Source organism: Rhodococcus sp. MEB041, from assembly GCF_030208955.1.
Taxonomy (GTDB): domain Bacteria; phylum Actinomycetota; class Actinomycetes; order Mycobacteriales; family Mycobacteriaceae; genus Rhodococcoides.
Genome location: NZ_JARVSZ010000006.1, coordinates 84713 through 99087 on the forward strand (window position 1 = coordinate 84713; position 14375 = coordinate 99087).

Below are 14375 nucleotides of genomic sequence, written 5' to 3' on the forward strand. Positions count from 1 at the left end.
TGTCTCCCTGGAATCGAAGGCGTCAGTTCAAGGCGACGAGCTCGTGCAGCGTTCGCCCCGTCCGGGTCTCGGTCACCCCGTCGCGCACGACGGTCAGATCGAACGTCGAGTCGAAGCGGAAGTATCCGGGGTGACCGACGAGGCTGTAGAGCAACGGTCGGAACACGCGATGGCCGGCGACGGGAACGTCGTCCAGCAGGTCGTGGGCGTGCACGACGTTCTGGACGGTCAGCAGGAGGGACACCTGTCCCGGTACCTCGATGCGGAGCCACGCGGGGTACGACCGGTTCGCGATCTCGTTGAACACCATCGGTCCCTCGGTGACGTCCGCCTCGCCGGAGCTCAGGATGATCTCGCCCTTGTACGCCAACATCAGTGGGCGACTCTCGTGGGCGCCGAGCCGGGCCTGCGTCTTGACCAAGGCATAGAGCAAGGAGAAGTCGTCGTCGTACAGTCGGCCCCAGTGCCAGCGGTCGATGACGCGCTTCATGTCGCCCGCGCCCCAGTTGTGGTCCGCGTAGCCGCGCCCTGTGACGGCAGTGGTTCGTCCGGCGATGGTGATGGATCCCTCGACGCGCGCACGCGGCGCGGCGACGACCCAGCCGAAGACGTCGGTGCCTCCGAACAACGTCTCTCCCTCGCCGGGCATCCAGCTCGGAAGTTCGTTGTGGAAGCGGAGATCGAAGGTGACGTCCTCCTCGGAAAGGTAGAGATGATGGATGGGAAGCCCGTCTGCAGGGAACTCCGCCCATGCGTGGTTCGGCCCCACGACGACGTCGCAGGCGGCGATCGACGCGGTGGCGTCCTTCTTGGAGTGGCGGACGAAAATCTGTCGGCGTGAGCCGTCGGGTGCGTAGATCAGGATCTCCACGCTCGGTTTCGCGACCAGCGCAGGCTCTTCGGGCCGGCGCAGGTTGAGGAATCCGATGATGGTATGACCGTCGTCGAGGTGGGCGTCGAAGTACCAGTGCTCGAAGCCCGATCGGCTCCCCGGCACGGGATGAGCGGCATTGTGGCGCGGGTGGACGTCGGTCAGTCGCGCGTCGCGGCGGCCGGGGCCGTTCCAGGTCTCGACGATCTCCGGCGCGCTCATGCGGAGAATCCGATGTGAACGGTCTTCTCTTCGGTGTCTCCGTCGAGTCCGGTGCGACCGAGTTCGCGGCCGACCCCGCTCGCGCCGCGTCCGCCCCACGGCAGAGCCGGATCCGGCACACCCCACCCGTTCACCCACACGGTGCCCACGCGAAGTTGCTCGACGACGGAGTGCACTCGGGAGATGTTCTGCGAGTACACCATCGCATTCAGCCCGTACTGCGTGTCGTTGGCAATCGCGACGGCTTCCTCGGTGGACGAGAAGCTGATGACGGTGGCGACGGGACCGAAGATCTCCTCCCTGGCGATGGTGAGGTCGTTGTGTCCGCGGAAGACGGTGGGCTGCACGAACTGTCCCGGTCCCTCGATCCGCCGCCCACCGGTGATCAGCTCTGCACCCTCGGCGACACCGGAGTCGATGTATCGCATGATGCCGTCCAGTTGTCGTTCGTTGACGATGGTGCCCATCGTGCTGGCGTCGTCGAACGGGTCTCCGATCACGGCCGCGTCAGCCGCGGCAACCATCCCCTCGACGACGCGATCGACGACGGACTCGTGCGCGAGGACGCGGGTGCCCGCGGCACACACCTGCCCCTGGTGGTAGAAGTTGCCCATCGCGATCCACGGCATCGCCGCGTCGAGATCGACGTCTTCGAAGATCAGTTGCGGTGCCTTACCTCCGAGTTCGAGAACGATCTTGCGGAACGTGGTGCCCGCGAGCGACTGGATCTGCCGGCCGACACGGGGACTGCCGGTGAAGGACACCTTGTCCACACCGGGATGGCCGGCCAAGGCCGCACCGGCGGTCACGCCCAGACCGGTGACCACGTTGAGCACACCCGGCGGTAGACCGGCTTCGGCACACAGATCCGCGAGGTGCAGCGTGGACAGGGACGCGTCCTCCGCGGGCTTGATCACCACCGTGTTCCCTGCAGCGAGTGCGGGTGCCAACTTCCACGCGGCGATCAGCAGTGGGTTGTTCCACGGCGTGATCGCGGCGACGACACCGAGGGGCTGCCGAACGGTGTAGCCGAACCGGCGTTGCGGTCCGAAGTCCGGCAGCATGACGGTGGTTCCGGAGATCTTGTCCGCCCACCCAGCGAAGTGCCGGAACACCGCGGCAGCGGCCGGGATATCGCCGTTCACGGAGTCGCGGAACAACTTGCCCATCTCGACTGCTTCGAGTGCGGCGAGGGTCTCGCAGTCGCGATCGATCAGATCCGCGATCGTGAGAAGGATCCTCGTACGTTCCGGGCCGCTGACGCGCGACCAGTCACCGTCGAACTGCGCACGTGCAGCGCGCACGGCCCGGTCGACGTCGGCCTCGGCGCCGGCAGCGACGGAGGTGACGAGAGCACCCGTGGTCGGATCGATGCTGTCGTAGGTCTGCCCACCGGAGGCAGCCTGCGAGGCGCCGCCGATACGCAGCAGCGGATCGGGCAGGGCGACAGAGGGACGGGTGGGCGTGCTCGCGGTCATGGCTGCTCCGGGTTGCTGGGAGTGAGGGGAGACGTGAAATGGCGCTGCAGTCCGGCCCACGAGGAGTCGTAATCCGGCTGGCGATGCGGCGCGTCGTGGGCGAGTGGGGTGACGAGCAGGGGGAGCCGCGTCTCGAACATGAACGGCAACGATCCTTCGAGCTTCTGCGGTGCCAGGTCGGCCGCGGTGGCGAGGTCGAAGGTCTCCTGGTCCGGTCCGTGCGCACCCCACATGTTGTGCAGACTTGCACCCCCGGGCAGGAAGCCTTCCGCCTTGGAATCGTGTTGCCCCCGGACCAGTCCCATGAACTCGGTCATGACGTTGCGATGGAAGTGCGGGGGCCGGAACGTGTGCTCGGCGACGTTCCAGCGCGGCGGGAAGATGGCGAGATCCACATTCGCCTGTCCCGGCCGTTCGGAGGGCGACGTCAGGAGCGTGAAGATCGACGGGTCGGGGTGATCCCACCCGAGTGTCCCCATGACGTTGAAGTCGGCGGTGTCGTACTTGTACACACCGTGATTGCCGTGCCAGGCCACCACGTCGAGAGGCGAGTGGTCCAGCTCTGTCGAGAAGAGTCGGCCGCCGAACTTCTGGATCTTCTCGACGGGTCGGTCGTCGTCCTCGAATGCTGCGACGGTGTAGTGGAAGTCCCGCGCGTGGGCGAGACCGTTCGCGCCGATGGGTCCGAGTTCGGGGAGGGTGAAGTAGGACCCGTAGTTCTCGCACACATAGCCCGCGGCATCGTCGTCGAGCAGCACGACTCGGAACGTGATGGCCCGTCCGACGACGGCGATCTCGCCGGGAGCGACGTCGACGATTCCGACCTCGGTGTGTATCCGTAGACGGCCGGACTGGGGAACGATCAGCAATTCTCCGTCCAGGTCTGCAACGTAGCGGTCGGTCATCGATCGTGTCGCGTGGTACAGGTGGATCGCGATGCCGTCACGCTGCAGCACATCACCGTTCGCAGCGATGGTCGTGAGGCCGTCGAGAAAGTCGGCCGCATCGAAGGGTCGGGCCACGGGATTCCACCGAAGCCGGTTCACGTCGAGAACTCCGTCACTCAGCGGCGCGGATCGGAGCGTCGGGTGGTCGATGGGGTGATACCGCGGGTGCGCTGCGCTGGGGCGGATCCGGTACGTCCAGGTGCGTCGGTTGACCTCTCGCGGCTCGGTGAACGCCGTCGCGGACAGTTGCTCCGCGTAGAGGCCGTGGGGCGCTCGCTGCGGCGAGTTCTGACCTCGGGGGAGTGCACCGTCGAGGGCTTCGGACTGGTGTTGGTTGCCGAAGCCGGATAGATACTCGGTCATCGTCGCAGTGCTCCGTTCGCGTCGAATTCGGCCTCGCGGCCGTTCATCTGGTCCCGGTACCACCGGAGTCGTTGTGCCACAGCGACCTTCTCGACGACGGGCGCCACTCCGGGTAGGAATCGTCGGGAGAGCTCGATCGCTGTCAGGAGAGGGAAGCGCAGGAGGATGATCAGGACCCACGGGAACGCCCGAGGCATCGTGTAGTCCGACCGTGTCACCGGACTCATGAAGAGAGCGGTGTAAGCGCCGTGAATGCCGTAGTTGTACCGCGCGCGGAGACGCGCGAGGCCTCGCTGCTCGGGGCGCGGTGCGAACCCTGCAGGGAAGGACTCGATGAGTTCCTTGCCGTGTGGTCCGGCGTCGTAACTGCGGGCGGCCGACACCATCGCCGTCATGCGGAGTGAGTCGGCGATGGTGGTAGGGAAGTTCGACACGTCGACACCCAGCAGGTGGCCCATGTACTTCTGGAAATGGAGCAACGCCCGGATCTCGTCGGCGGTGGTCTGCAGACCCACCAGCCGCAAAGCCAGAGCAGGGACGGTGCTGCCACCGAGGAGGGTCAGCATCTGATACCCCTGGCTGATGGGGTAGCCCCACTTCTCGCGATCCCACTCCGGGTGTCCGTCGACCTTGCGGCGTACGGCGACGTGCATGACGCGGACCTTCATCGCGGTGGCTCGGCCTTCCGACCCGATGCGGGACAGGGCGCCCGGCTCGGAGGTGTCGATCCAGAATTTGCAGGTCTCGAGGAATCGGCGCATCGCGTTGTCGCCGGCGTACCCGCCTGCCAGTGAGAGCGGGGTGGCGACGGCAGCCTCGGTGTACATCTCGAGGGTGATGCCGCCGGCAACGGTAAACAGCATCGTGCCCCACCGTCGCCACACCGCGGCCCCGCGTTCCACCAGATCGATGTCGAGCCAGTCCGGTTCGGTCTCGAACTCGTCGAACAGGACGCGCATGCTCTCGGGGACGTCGGGAAGAGAATCGATCCCCTGAGCGAGTGCACGGTCGAGGAGCGCGCGTGTTCCGGTCGGGTCTGCCGCATACACCTCGTCGACGAAGTTCTCGGCGACAGTGTCGCCGAGGAACAGGCTCTCGCAGAACTCCCGCGCGACGTCATCGCTGGGGAACGGCGACGACCGGAACACTCGCTCGAACAATGCTTCGGCGCGTTGTATGCGGGGACTCTTCCGGTGTTCCCAGTAGGTGAACGCGGTGGGAGTGCGCGTAGCGCTGGTCATCTCGATGTCCTCTCCGACAGTGCGTCCGTCAGCCATGCCAGCGCTGCGGTGGTGACTCGGTCGACTCCGTCGGGTTGATCGACCAGGTAGTGGTTCAGGTGGGGCATCTCGACCACTGTCGCGTCACCGCGAGCTGCGGCCATCGCACGCGCATCGTCGGCGAAGGCGGCTTGGTCGCCGAGCAGAGGCATGACGAGGGTGGGGACCGTCACGGCGGTCAGGTTGCGCACGGCATCCGCGTTCGTGTGGTCCAGGCTCCATGTGCTGAGCCAGCTGCGGACCGAGACGAAGCGCGCGAGTCCGCCGGCGGCGGAATTGGCCGCGACCGGATTCCCGTACATGCTGCCCGGAACCCGATCGCTCGGGTCCAGCGTGATGTCGACGAAGCGTGGATCCGCGACGGTGCGGTGAACGACGAAGGCTCGGTCCGACGCCCCGCCCCGAGTGAGATCCTCCAGTTCTCTCCACGCCCACGTGTCGATCCTGCGCATGCGGGAGAGCTGCGCCGCCCGGTACTCCTCGACCCACGTGCGGTCGAGTGGCGTCGTACGTCCAGGTGCGTAGAGGTCGAGGTCGGGGGCGACCGAGGACGGGTCGGACTCGTCCACGACTGCTCCGTCGATCCAGTGGCGCAGGACGCGAGCGCGTCCGGAGTGCGCTCCGACGAGCATGAGGGCATCCGCAGGAACGAGCTCCGCCGACGCGAGATCGACAGTGTCTCCGGCGGGAGTCGTCGTGATCGTCGGAGTCTCGGCCTGCGACTGGTAGAACGCGGACAGCGAACCGCCGCCGCTGAATCCGAGGAGAACGACCTTCTCGAACCCGAGCTCGTCCTTCATCCACCGCACACCGGCGCCCACGTCCAGGGCCGCGCGTTCCATGATCAGTGCCGGCTCGTTGGAGGAGTAGCGGGTGTTGAGACCCATCGTGGGGATGCCGGCGGCGGCGAATCCGCGGAGCAGGAAGTGCGACAGGAAGTCGCTCGACGGGTGCGCCATCAGGATGCCGACGCGTCGATCAGGGTTGCCGCTGGGCGACACCAGATTCGCATGCAGCGTCGGGTAGTGCCGGGAGAGTCCGGAATGCATCTCCACGCGCCCGTCCCGCGCCGGTTCGTACGGTATTCGCTGGAACTCGTCGACTGTCTCCGGCACCTGCCCCCTGCTTTCGATCGGTGAAATCCGGTCGTTCGTGTGGAGCGAACGTACCGTACTACCGGGTATGGAGAAAGCGTTTCGGGCAACGAAATCTGTTCCGCTGTTTCGGAAACAGCATCCGTACTCTGTAGTACGGTCGGACTGAGGGCCGCGCTGGAGGTGGCCCGGGACAGGAGGGGCTGTGCGCACACGAACGCGGGTGATCGTCGGTGTACTCGCTGTCGCCGCGGTGGCCACCTCGGTCACTGTCTCGGCCACGACGTGGACGCGATCTCAGGAGGCTCGGGAGCGCACCACGCTCGAGCAGCAGTACCTGCAGGTCGCACGGCAGGGCGTCCTCGACCTCACGACCATCTCCGCAGACACGGTCGATGCGGACGTCGAGCGGGTGACGTCGGCGTCCACCGGTCGCTTCCGCGACGAGTTCTCCGAGCGCGCTGCGGATTTCGTGTCCGTCGTCCGGGATGCAGACGTCACTGCCACCGGAGCGGTGAGCGAGGCGGGAATCGAGTCGATGACCGATTCCGAAGCGCAGGTGCTCGTGGCTGCGACATCGACGGTCACCAATGCCTCGGGAGCCACGGACGAGCCGCGTGTCTGGCGCCTGCGCGTCTCGGTCGCACGCGACGGTGACCGCCTCGCGTTGTCCGACGTGCAGTTCGTGCCGTGAGCGACGACGTGGCGGTCGCGATCAACGCCGATGCTGACGACGAGGATGCGCTCGCGATCGACGACAACGCGGCGACCGACCGACGACGAGGCCTGCGCCGGAGGGGTGCGCAGATCTCGATCGTCGTCGGAATCGTTGCGCTGGTTGCTGTCCCGGTCGGGATCGAACTGACGGTCCCGGATCGGGCGGTATCCGATGCCGTCGAGTCGGACGTCGTCCGGGCGGCGACGGAGGGGACCGTCGCCGTCCTGTCCTACCGAGCCGACAGCGTGCAGTCCGACGTCGACGGCGCGAAGGCACGCCTCACCGGCGATTTCCTCACTTACTATTCCGGTTTCGCCGAGCAGTCCGTCGTTCCGGGAGCGATCGAGCGCGGGCTCACCTCCAGCGCGGTCGTGTCCGGTGCCGCGCTCGTCTCGATGGACGACGCCGACGCCGTCGCGCTGCTGTTCGTCAACCAGACTGTCACTGCGGCAGACACTCCCGATCCGCGTGCCACCTCGACGAGCCTCCGCGTGGAGATGGCGCAGGTGGACGGCCGATGGCTCGTCTCCGCGCTGGATCCTGTGCGGTAGGTCGCCGGGTCACTCGTCCGGCAGCATCATCTGTTCCACCGTTGCGGGCGGCGCGTCGGACAGCGTCGACTCGACCCAGCGCGACCCGTCATCGGTGATGTACGACCCGTTGTTCGGGTCGTAGGCACCCTGTCGGCACAACTGCACCGTCGCCGCCCGCCGGCCCGGGAACTCCTGGCACGGCAGGTTGCGTGCACCGCGGATCGCGCTCGGGTCGTCCGGCGCAACCTTGCAGTACAGGTCGGTCGGCGTCGGCACGGTGTCGACCTCGACGGGTGACCTGCGCTGGTCGGCGGGGAGGAAGCCCTCCGTGCACGGCGGCGGGTCGTTGAGTTGTGCGGCGAAGTAGGTGTTCTGGCCGGGGTCACCGGCATCGGCATTCGCTTTACCGGTGCCCTGCGTGGCGGCGATGAGAGGGGGATACAGAACCAGGATCTGTTCCAGCGCAGCGTTGTAGGTGACTGCCACCTGCTCGACGCTGATGAGGTTCGACAACAACAGGGGGAGCGTGGGGCGCAGGTCCTGGAACAGGCCGGACACCGCAGCGCCCAGGGATTCACCACCGTCGATGACGGATTGTAGGTTGCCGTCGCGCGCCGACACCTGACCGGTGACGGTGGCCAGCGACGCGGCCCACGACCGAATGGCGTCACTGCTCGCGGCGGTCGCACCGAGCACCGGGTCGAGATCGGTGACGAGGGCCGCGATCGGGTCGATGTTCTCGCGCGTCGCCGTGGTGACGGATCCGAGCGAGTCGAGCAGCTCGCCGAGGGTGTCACCGTCGGCGCCCAGTGCGAGAGAGCTGTCGTCGAGAACGCGGCCGAGAGTAACCGGGTCGACGGAGCGAAACGCGGCGTCGAGCCGGTCGATCGTCGGGGCCACCGCCGTGGGGATGGTGGTGCGGTCGATCGGGATGACCGACCCGTCTCCGAGGAACGGGCTGTCGTCCGTGTCGGGCAGGAGATCGATGAACTGTTCGCCGATGGCCGACATGCTGTGCACCTCGGCGCGTGTCGACGCAGGAACCGACACGTCCGAGGACAGGGACACGACGGCCGACGCACCGGTGGGAGTGACGCGCAGGGCACTGACCTTGCCGATCTCGCTGCCGCGGTACGTGACGTTGGCGTTGGTGTACAGGCCGGCGCCCCCCGCGAGCTCCACGGTCACGCTGTACCGGCCCAGCCCGAGCTCTTGCGGAATGCGTGCGTAGTGGACACCCGTGATCCCCACCGACAGCACTGCCACCACGGCGATGACCGTCAGCTGAACACGGAGTCGGACAGTCGGAGTCATGGTGCGCCGTTCTGTGGTTGAAGGTTCGGGGGCAGTAGTAGGTCGTTCACGGTGGGCAGCGTGGGCGTCGGTGTGGGTGCCATGGCGCCCACTGCTCCTTCGAGCCCGGCGAGCATCCCTTCGAACGGCGTGCCGAGAAGGAGAGCGTTGTCCAGCGTGGCCATCCGGAGATCGAGCGTCACCTCGCCATTGGCGTAGTCGCCGCGCACCGCGTTCTTGTAGACGTCGATGGGGAACGGATAGGTGAGGAGATACCGGAACGACTCGGTGAGTGATGTTCCCGAATCCGCGAGAGACTTCAAGACCGGGCCCAGATCGTCCAGTGCTGTGACGAGGTCGTCGCCGGTGTCGTTCACGATGGCCTCCGCCGTCGTGCCGAGGCGTCCGAGGGAGTCGAGGGCCGAGACCAGATCCCCCCGGCGATCCGACAACACGGTCAGAGCCGGAGCCAGCGCGGTGACCGCGTCGCCCAGGACCGCGTCGTTCGCGGCGACCGTCCCGGCGAATCGGTCCAGATCCACGATGGCGTTCTGGATGTCGCTCTTCTGATCGTCGAGTCCGACGAGCAGTGTCTCCAGACCCGCGAGGACCGAGCGCAGCGACTCCTCGTTGCCGTCCAGTGCCGCGTCCACCTCGGTCGTGATGTCGTTGATGCGCGCGAGCCCACCCCCGTTCAGTACCAGGGACAACGACGACAACGTCTGCTCTGTCGTGGGGTACGCGCCCGCTCGGTCGAGGGGGATCACATCGCCATCGGAGAGTCGACCCTGTGCGTCTCCCGATGTCGAAGCGGCCAATTCGATGTGGGTCGATCCGAGGAGGCTCGTCTGCCCCACCGACGCGACGGCATCGGCCGGGAGTGTGGTGCTGCCGTCGAGACGCACCGTCACCTCGGCGTGTCCGTCGACGAGCGCCAGATCGGCCACACGTCCGACGGTGACGTCGCCGACGAGGACTCGCGCGTTGCGTTCGATCGTGGACACGTCGGGCATCTCGATGACCACCTCGTACGATCCGGGACCGTCGCCCGCCGTGCCCGGCAGCGGAAGCGAGTTCAGGCCCTGCCATCCGCACGCCGACAGCAGTGCCGACGAGCACAGAACGAGTGCTACCGACGTTGCGGCCCTCCGTGTCGTCATCGCCCACCCTCGCTGTCGACGATCTGGCCCGGCAGAGCGCCGACACCCGTGATGGGGTTCGCCTGCAGGGGCAGGTAGTCGAACGCGAGAGTCTTCAGCAACGGACCCAGGTACCGGACACACGACTCTGCTCCCTCCTGCGCTCCCACCTGCTCGGCGGCGGCGATGGCCGAACAGACGAAGTCCATCGGATTCGCGAAGTTGTTCGGCGCCAACGACGACACGATCGCGTTGTGCGCGGGCTGGTAGATGTTGTTCAGATTCGACAGCGCCGTGGGCGCGACGTGGAGGATCTGCGCGATGCCGTCCCGCTGGGACGCCAGCTCGGCCGTGAGCTCTTCCAGGCTGCCCAGCGTGGTTGCGACGCCCGTCCTGTTCTCGCGGACGAAGCGCTCCACGTCCGACACCGCGCCGTCCAATGATGCCAGCGCGCTGCCGATCTCGTCCTGATCGTCGGCCAGCACGGACGTGACCGAGGCCATCGTCTCGTTGAATGTCACGATCTGCTGATCACTCGCAGCGAGTGCCGACACGAAGACCTGGAGGTTGCGCACGAGGGAGTAGAGGTCGGTTCTGCCGTCCGAGAGCGTGCGCATCGCGTCGGACAGCTGGGTCAGCGTGGTGCGGATGTCCTGTCCCCGCCCGCCGATGTTGGTGTCCACCGCATCGACCAGCGCTCCGAGGGGCCTGGATGCATCGTCCGAGCCGAGTTCGGTGAGGCCCTGCGGCGCAAGAGTTTCGGATACACGGGCGAGTTGCTCGGTGATGCGGTCCCACTCGACGGGCACGGCGGTCCGGTCGAGCGGGATGGTGTCGGCGGATCGGAGGGTGTCGCCGCCGTCGTAAGCGGGAGCGAGTTGGACGAAGCGCGACGCGACCACACTCTGCGAGACGATGACCGCCTTCGCGTCGGCCGGAAGGGGATACGACGAGTCGTAGCGCAGTCCCACCTCCGCGTGGTCGCCGCGAGGCTCGATCGAGGTCACCGAGCCGATGGTCACTCCCATGAGGCGCACGTCGTCACCGACGTACAGACCGGTGGTGTTCGCGAACTCCGCCGTCACCGCAACCGAGGTGAATCGCGGCACGATCGCGTACGACGCGGTCGCAGAGACGACGAGGAACAGCACGACGCCGACGAGCCTCCTGGTCATCGGGGTGCTCCGTTCAACGCAGTCAGCGGATTGACGGAGGTGGAATCGGCCGGAGCCGGGCCCAGTCCGAGGGCAGCCCGGATGAACGGGCTGATGACCTGGCCGGGGATCAGGTTCTGGATGTACGAGTTGAAGAACGGTCCGCTGGACACCGCCTCGCCGAGTTGCGTCACGTACGGCCCCAGGTTCTCGATCGCGGCGGAGATGTCCGCCTTGTTGTCGGTCAGGACGGTGAGGACGGAGTCGAGCGAGGCCAGTGTCGGCGCAAGCTCGGCCTCGTTGTCGGCCACCAGTCCGCGCAGTTGGTCCGCCAACCGCGTCACGGTTCCGAAGAGTGTGTCCACGGCGCCGCGTCGTCGGTCGAGTTCGGCGAGAACCGTGGCCGCATCGACGATGAGCGTGTCGACCTGCGCACTGCGGTCTGCAAGGACGCCGGTGACCTTCTCGGCCGACGCCAGGAGGTCACGCAAGCTCTCGTCCCGCGACGCGACCGTCGCGGACAAACGACCCACCCCGTCGATGGCGCGGCCCAGGTCGTCCGGTGTGCGATCGAGCATCTCGGTGGTGGCGGCGAGTGAGTCGGTGAGCTGCTCGGTGTCGATACCGGCCGCGTCGTCGGTGAGGTCGCCCAGAGCGTCCGTGAGCTGATACGGGCTGGTGGTGCGGTCGAGTCCGACGGGTTCCGTCGTCGACAGGCGGCCGTCACCACGCGGATCCATCCGGAGGTTCTTGGTGCCGAGGACGGTCTCGGTGGCGATGGCGAGACGGGTATCGATGCCGGGCAGCACCTTTCCCTCGACCGAGAACGTCACCAGGACGGCCTGTCCTGCGACCGCGATGTCGGTGACCGTCCCTACCCGCACCCCCGCGACCTCCACGGCGGCGCCTGTCTCGAGTCCTCCGGTGTCGAGGAACAATCCGCTGTACGACGTTCCGGCGGAGACGATCGGCAGTGCGGCCGCGTTCATCGCTGCTACTGCAGCGATCACCACGAGGAAGGTGCCGACGATGCCGGTGCGGACGGTGTCGACCGTGCGGAAGCGTTCCATCATGCTGGGGCACACCTTCCCGTGTTCTGACCGATGAGCGGTGTCGTCAGGCCCCGCCCGTCGGGCGTGTCGATCTTCAACCTGATGCCGCACAGGTAGTAGTTGAAGAAGTTCCCGTACGCGCCGAGGCGGCTGAGGGAGGCGTACGTGTCCGGCAGGCGAGTGGTGATGCTCGCGATGGTGTCCTTGCCGGCATCGAGTTGTGCTGCCGTGCGCTGCAACTGGTCGACGGTGGTGTCCAACGGCGGACGTGCGTCGACGAGCAGGTCGCCGATCGTGGCGGCCGAACTGTCGATGCTCGTCAGTGCCTCACCCCAGGTCCGGGTGTCGGCAGCGAGGCCGGACACCAGCGTCCGAGCACTGTCTATCGCGAGGGACACGTCGTCCTGGCGCCCTGCGAGTGTCGCCAGGGTGGTCCGCAGATTCGTGATCAGCTGTCCGATCACCTCGTCACGGTCTGCCAACGACGACGTCAGACTCGCGAGCCGCGCCAGCACCGAGGCGACGGTGCCGCCCTGCCCCTGGAAGACGTCGACGAGTTCGCCGGTCACCCTGTTCACGGTGCCGGGGTCGAGGCCGGAGAATAGCGGTTGGAACCCTCCCAGTAGTCGGTCCAGATCCAGTGCAGGAGAGGTCCGGTCGACCGGGATGGTGGCGCCGGCGGCCAGAGGAGCTGCGTCACCGGCAGTGTCGGCCAGTTCGAGGTAACGATCACCGACCAGGTTCTGGTAGCGGATCGTGGCCGTGGTGGACTCGGTCACGGTGTACGCATCGGTCACGTCGAACTCCACCACGGCGTGGTCGTTGTCGACGACGTCCACCGCGCCCACCGATCCGACCTCCACACCCGCCACTCGGACGAATTCACCACTGCGCAAACCGGACGCGCTGGTGAAGAGCGCCCGGTGGGTGGTGGTCGAGTCGAAGCGGACCTGGCCGAAGACGACCACCAGAGCGGCGAGCACCAGGGTCATGGCGACGACGAAGCTCGTGAGCCGAACAAGGTTGCCCCGGTGACTCATCGAGTCGTGCTCGGTGCTGCGAGACCGCCGGGGAGGAAGTCGATGATGGACGTCGGGTCGAGGACGGGGGCGGTCGTACCGGCGCGGAAGGGGTTCGAGCCGGTGTCGGCGCGGACGTAAGGAGCCGGAATGTCGCCGTCGGACAGCAGCGGCAGCGCACCGCACCGGGGCCCGCCGGTGGCAGCGACCTTCGGTAGGTCGGTGGCGTACTCGTACGCCGGCACCCCGAACAGCACGGTGCTGTTCAGCAACATCGTGCGGCCGTTGCCGCCGGAGACCTTCTCCGCGGCCTGCCGTGCGATGTCGGCGCCCTGAAGGAAGCACGTGAACTCGGGGGAGTACTCCCGCAGCAACCCGGTCGTCGGGACGAGATCGGCCACCGTGGCTGTCACTCCGTCGGCATTCTCCGCGAGAACGGTGCGAGCGTCGGTCGCCGCTGCCGTCAGCGACGTCAGGGCGGGGCCCAGCGCATCGGTGCTGTCGGTGATCGTGCGCGCGGTCGTGGTCAGCGAGGCCAGGGTGCTGACCAGATCCGGTGCGCTGTCGCCGAGCGCGCCGGACGTGACTGCTGCGGAACGGAGATCGCGTCGGAGCGTGGGGACGAGCGGAGTGACCGCCCCGAGCACGGTGTCCAGGTCCTCGATCGTCGCGCCCAATGCGCGGCCGCGACCGTTCAGGGCGGTCGAGAGCGCTCCCAGGGTGGTGTTCAGCTTCTCGGGTTGCGACGCGACGAGAACGGACGTCAGCGATTCGAACACGGAGTTCACCTCCACGGTGACGGAGGAGGCGGCGATGACGGCGCCGTCGGCGATGGGTACGGCGGACGGTGCCGGGGGAGCGGTGAGAGTGACCATCTTCGATCCGAAGATGGTGGTGGCGGCAATGGTTGCCCCGACATCGGAGGGCACCGAACGCGCGATGTCGCCGCGGAGGCGGAGGTCGATCACGGCGCCGCGGGTCGACGGGCGGACCTGCGAGACGGTGCCGATCTCGACGCCGTTCATCTTGACCAGGGCGCCCCGCTGCATCACCAGCCCGGCGCGATCGGACTGCACCGACACGGTGACCGACGGCATGATCGCTTCCCTGACGGTGCCCCGATAAGCGAGGTAGGCCGCCGCGACGACTCCGACGATCAGCAGAATCGACAGGAGCGCAGCGCCTTTGAGGCGTGCGGAGGATTGCGTCATG

The 14375-nt window shown here is 67.1% G+C and carries 13 protein-coding genes; 2 read left to right on the forward strand and 11 right to left on the reverse strand.

Annotated features, from left to right (window positions below):
- Positions 1–22: 22 nt before the first annotated feature.
- The 5 genes from QRN16_RS19680 to QRN16_RS19700 are packed head-to-tail and all read right to left on the reverse strand — an operon-like array spanning position 23 to position 6276.
- Entirely contained in the window at positions 23–1093 is a 1071-nt protein-coding gene (locus tag QRN16_RS19680; protein ID WP_056449353.1) for a lipocalin-like domain-containing protein, read from the reverse strand.
- Entirely contained in the window at positions 1090–2571 is a 1482-nt protein-coding gene (locus QRN16_RS19685; RefSeq protein ID WP_285189273.1) for an aldehyde dehydrogenase family protein, read from the reverse strand. The genes QRN16_RS19680 and QRN16_RS19685 overlap by 4 nt, the downstream gene beginning before the upstream one ends.
- Entirely contained in the window at positions 2568–3881 is a 1314-nt protein-coding gene (gene hmgA / locus QRN16_RS19690) for a homogentisate 1,2-dioxygenase (RefSeq protein WP_027504468.1), read from the reverse strand. Before hmgA ends, QRN16_RS19685 begins: the two co-directional genes overlap by 4 nt.
- Positions 3878–5122 (reverse strand): oxygenase MpaB family protein, encoded by a 1245-nt coding sequence (locus tag QRN16_RS19695; RefSeq protein ID WP_056449504.1) that lies wholly within the window; start codon positions 5120–5122, stop codon positions 3878–3880. The genes hmgA and QRN16_RS19695 overlap by 4 nt, the downstream gene beginning before the upstream one ends.
- Positions 5119–6276: an alpha/beta hydrolase family protein gene (locus QRN16_RS19700; RefSeq protein WP_285189276.1), complete on the reverse strand. Its 1158-nt coding sequence runs from the start codon at positions 6274–6276 to the stop codon at positions 5119–5121. The genes QRN16_RS19695 and QRN16_RS19700 overlap by 4 nt, the downstream gene beginning before the upstream one ends.
- A 184-nt stretch (positions 6277–6460) precedes the next feature.
- Here QRN16_RS19700 and QRN16_RS19705 point away from each other — a divergent pair, with 184 nt between their 5' ends.
- Together QRN16_RS19705 and QRN16_RS19710 are read left to right on the forward strand one after the other, a co-directional pair.
- Positions 6461–6949 carry an Rv1363c family protein gene (locus tag QRN16_RS19705; protein ID WP_285189278.1) on the forward strand — a complete coding sequence of 163 codons (489 nt, stop codon included), beginning with the start codon at positions 6461–6463 and terminating at the stop codon, positions 6947–6949.
- Positions 6946–7524 (forward strand): hypothetical protein, encoded by a 579-nt coding sequence (locus QRN16_RS19710; RefSeq protein WP_285189281.1) that lies wholly within the window; start codon positions 6946–6948, stop codon positions 7522–7524. Before QRN16_RS19705 ends, QRN16_RS19710 begins: the two co-directional genes overlap by 4 nt.
- Before the next feature lie 9 nt (positions 7525–7533).
- On the opposite strand, the gene QRN16_RS19715 is transcribed toward QRN16_RS19710, so the two are convergent.
- From QRN16_RS19715 to QRN16_RS19740, 6 genes are read right to left on the reverse strand one after another with little or no spacing between them, the layout of a single operon-like run.
- A complete protein-coding gene (locus QRN16_RS19715) occupies positions 7534–8820 on the reverse strand; it encodes an MCE family protein (protein ID WP_285189282.1) in 1287 nt (428 codons plus the stop codon).
- The gene (locus QRN16_RS19720) at positions 8817–9959 is read right to left on the reverse strand and encodes an MCE family protein (RefSeq protein ID WP_285189284.1); all 1143 of its coding nucleotides are present in this window, start codon (positions 9957–9959) and stop codon (positions 8817–8819) included. The genes QRN16_RS19715 and QRN16_RS19720 overlap by 4 nt, the downstream gene beginning before the upstream one ends.
- Positions 9956–11113 (reverse strand): MCE family protein, encoded by a 1158-nt coding sequence (locus QRN16_RS19725; protein ID WP_285189286.1) that lies wholly within the window; start codon positions 11111–11113, stop codon positions 9956–9958. Before QRN16_RS19725 ends, QRN16_RS19720 begins: the two co-directional genes overlap by 4 nt.
- Positions 11110–12165: an MCE family protein gene (locus QRN16_RS19730; protein ID WP_285189287.1), complete on the reverse strand. Its 1056-nt coding sequence runs from the start codon at positions 12163–12165 to the stop codon at positions 11110–11112. The genes QRN16_RS19725 and QRN16_RS19730 overlap by 4 nt, the downstream gene beginning before the upstream one ends.
- Complete coding sequence (locus QRN16_RS19735; RefSeq protein WP_285189288.1) at positions 12162–13184, reverse strand: MCE family protein; 1023 nt, start codon at positions 13182–13184, stop codon at positions 12162–12164. Before QRN16_RS19735 ends, QRN16_RS19730 begins: the two co-directional genes overlap by 4 nt.
- On the reverse strand, positions 13181–14374 hold the full coding sequence (locus QRN16_RS19740) for an MCE family protein (protein ID WP_285189292.1): 1194 nt from the start codon (positions 14372–14374) through the stop codon (positions 13181–13183). The genes QRN16_RS19735 and QRN16_RS19740 overlap by 4 nt, the downstream gene beginning before the upstream one ends.
- Position 14375: the final 1 nt, after the last annotated feature.